The sequence below is a fragment of the Streptomyces sp. NRRL S-350 genome (genome assembly GCF_000719705.1).
Lineage (GTDB): Bacteria > Actinomycetota > Actinomycetes > Streptomycetales > Streptomycetaceae > Kitasatospora.
Genome location: NZ_JOHO01000142.1, coordinates 1 through 3,265, shown reverse-complemented (window position 1 = coordinate 3,265; position 3,265 = coordinate 1). Strand labels below are relative to the sequence as shown.

General features: G+C 74.6%; 1 protein-coding gene. It reads right to left on the bottom strand.

The genetic code is table 11. The annotated features are described in order from the left end of the window. The coding region (locus IF30_RS0140020) for an SDR family NAD(P)-dependent oxidoreductase (protein WP_158835983.1) at window positions 1-3,265 on the bottom strand (3,265 nt) is incomplete at both ends.

Below are 3,265 nucleotides of genomic sequence, written 5' to 3'. Positions count from 1 at the left end.
CACCGAGCCGAGCCAGAGGGGTTGTTCGCGGTCCTGTCCGTAGGTGGCGAGGAGTGCCTGGGCTTCGATGGGGTCGCCGAGGCGGGTGCCGGTGCCGTGTGCCTCCACGGCGTCGATGTCGGAGGGCTGGAGGCCGGCGTTGGCGAGGGCCTGGCGGATGACGCGTTGCTGGGAGGGGCCGTTGGGGGCGGTGAGCCCGTTGGAGGCGCCGTCCTGGTTGACGGCGGAGCCTCGGACGACGGCGAGGACGGGGTGGCCCAGGCGCCGGGCGTCGGAGAGCCGCTCCACCAGCATCAGCGCCACGCCCTCCGCGGAGCCGAACCCGTCGGCATCGCTGGAGAACGCCTTGCACGTGCCGTCCGTGGAGAGTCCCTGCTGTCGGCTGAACTCCGTGAACATGTGCGGCGTCGCCATCAGCGCGGCACCACCCGCCAGCGCCGCGGAGGACTCACCGCGGCGGACCGACTCCGCCGCGAGGTGCAGGGCGACCAGCGACGAGGAGCAGGCGGTGTCGATGGTGACGGCGGGGCCTTCGAGACCGAAGGTGTAGGAGATGCGGCCCGAGGCCACGCTGGCGGTCACGCCCGTCAGCAGGTAGCCCTCCAGCTCCTCCGGGGGCTCGGTGACACGGGACTGGTAGTCCTGGTAGGACAGGCCGACGAAGACGCCGGTCCGGCTGCCGCGCATCGACGTCGGGTCGATGCCCGCGCGTTCGAAGGCCTCCCACGCGGTCTCCAGCAGCAGCCGCTGCTGCGGGTCCATCGCCTGCGCCTCGCGCGGGGAGATCCCGAAGAACGCCGCGTCGAAGTCGGCGGCGTCGTGGAGGAATCCTCCTCGCCCGGTCGCCGAGCGGCCCGGCCCCCCCGGGTTCCCGGACAGCAACTGCTGCAGGTCCCACCCGCGGTCGGTGGGGAAGTCGCCGATGGCGTTGCCGCCGTCCGTGATCAGCCGCCACAGGTCCTCCGGTGAGCCGACGGCTCCCGGGTAGCGGCACGCCATCGCGACGACGACCACCGGATCGTCGTCGATCGCCTGAGTGGCCACGGCGGCCGGCCCGGTCTCCTCCGCTCCGACCAGCAGGGACTCGACGTGGCGCGCCACCGCGACGGCCGTCGGATAGTCGAAGACCAGGCTCGACGGCAGCCGGACCCCGGTCTCCGCGGCGAGCCGGTTGCGCAGTTCCACACCCGTGAGCGAGTCGAAACCGAGGTCGCGCAGGGGCCGTTCGACGTCGACGAGCAGGGGATCGGTGTGCCCCAGGACCGCGGCGACCTGGGCGCGCACCACGTCGAGCACCGCCGCCGACCGCGGCGGCCCGGACAGGGACCGTACGCGAGCGGCCAGTCCGGTCCCGGCGTCGTCCTCCCGGCTGTCGGACGTCGCCGCCACGAGGGCACGCACCTCGGGAAGGTCCTCGATCAGCGGCCGGGCCCGGGCCTCGGAGTAGGCGAGGTGGAACCGGTCCCAGCGGATGTCGGCCACCATGGTGGTCGCACGGTCCTCGTCGGCACCGTGCCCGAGGACCGCCAGCGCCTGCTCGGGATCGAGGGGCAGGGCTCCGTGGCGCCGGAGCCGGTCCTGCACCCCGTCGACCGCGGCCATGCCGTCGCCCGCCCACGGCCCCCATGCGTAGGAGGTCGCGGGCAGACCCAGGGAACGCCGGTGTTCGGCGAGCGCGTCCAGGTAGGCGTTGCCGGGCGCGTAGCCCCCCTGGCCCGGGATGCCGAGCACCCCGGCGATCGAGGAGAACAGCACGAACTCGTCGAGCTCCGCCGTGAGTTCGTGCAGGTGGCGGGCGCCCTCCGCCTTGACCCGCAGGACCCGGTCGAGTTGGTCCACCGTCAGCGAGTGCACCACCGCGTCGTCCAGCACGCCCGCCGTGTGGAACACGGAGGTCACCGCGAACCCGCCGAGCAGGCGGGCCACGTCGGACCGGTCGCCCACGTCGCAGGCCACGACGGCGACCTCGGCACCCAGGGCCCGGAGCTCCTCGGCGAGCGCGTCCGCGCCCGGAGCCTGCGGCCCGCGCCGGCTCGCCAGCACCAGCCGCCCGGCGCCCTCCTGCGCGAGCTGCCGCGCGACCCGCGCGCCGAGCGCGCCGGTACCGCCGGTGACGAGGACCGTGCCGCGCGTCCGGCGCTCCGTCGTGACCGGGGTCTTCGCCCCGGCGTGCACCAGCCGGCGGACGAAGGTGCCGGATCCGCGGACGGCGACCTGGTCCTCGCCGCGCTGCGCCAGTACGGCCAGCAGCCATTCGACCGCCCGCTCGCCGGGGAGGGCGGGGAGGTCCACGAGACCGCCCCAGCGTTCGGGCTGCTCCAGGGCGACCACCCGGCCGAGGCCCCACGTCTGGCTCTGCGCGGGGTTGCGCAGAACGTCTGCCCGGTCCACCGCGACCGCGCCCGACGTGAGGGTCCACAGCGGGACGTCCAGACCGGCGTCGGCGAGCGCATGGACCAGCGTCAGCGTGGTGGCGGTGCCCGTGGGGATGGCACCGCGGCTCGGGGCTACGGCGTCACCGGTGGGAAGGAGCGACAACACCGCGTCCAGGCCGCGGGGCAGCAGGTCGCCCAGCGCGGCGCGGTCCTCGTCGCCGAGCCGGAGCTCCACCACCTCGGCCCCGCCCGCGCGCAGCCCGTCCCGTGCCGCCTGCGCCCAGGCGGCATCGTGCTCGCCGTCCGGGGTGACGACCAGCCACGTGCCGGTCGGCGTGCCGCGGCCGATGCCGGTCGACGGCACCCACTCGACCGCATAGCGCAGGGTGTCGAGGCGGCCGCTCGCGCGGCGCAGCTCACGCCGGCGGCCCAGCGCGGGCATCGCCTGCCGTAGCCAGTCCGGCTGATCCTCGCTCAGACCGAGCAGTGAGGCGATCGCGTCGGCATCGGCGGCTTCCACCGCCTTCCAGAACTCCTCGTCGCCACCGTCTCCGGCCGTCGGCCCGTGCGTCGTCGGCACGTCGATCCAGTACCGGGTGCGTTGGAAGGGGTAGGTGGGCAGGACGATCCGCCGGCCGCCCGGGTACTGCGCGGTCCAGTCGACGGGCAGGCCGCGGGCCCACGCGTGCGCGGCGGAGGTGAGGAGGTCGGCCCGGCTGCCGTGGTTGCGCCGAAGGGCACCGACGGCGGTGAGGTCGGTCCCGGCGACGTCCGCCGTGTCCTGGAGTGATGCGACGAGTACTGGGTGGGGGCTGGGTTCGATGAAGGTGGTGTGGTGGGTGGTGATGAGGGTTTGGGTGGTGGGGTGGAAGAGGACGGGGTTGCGGAGG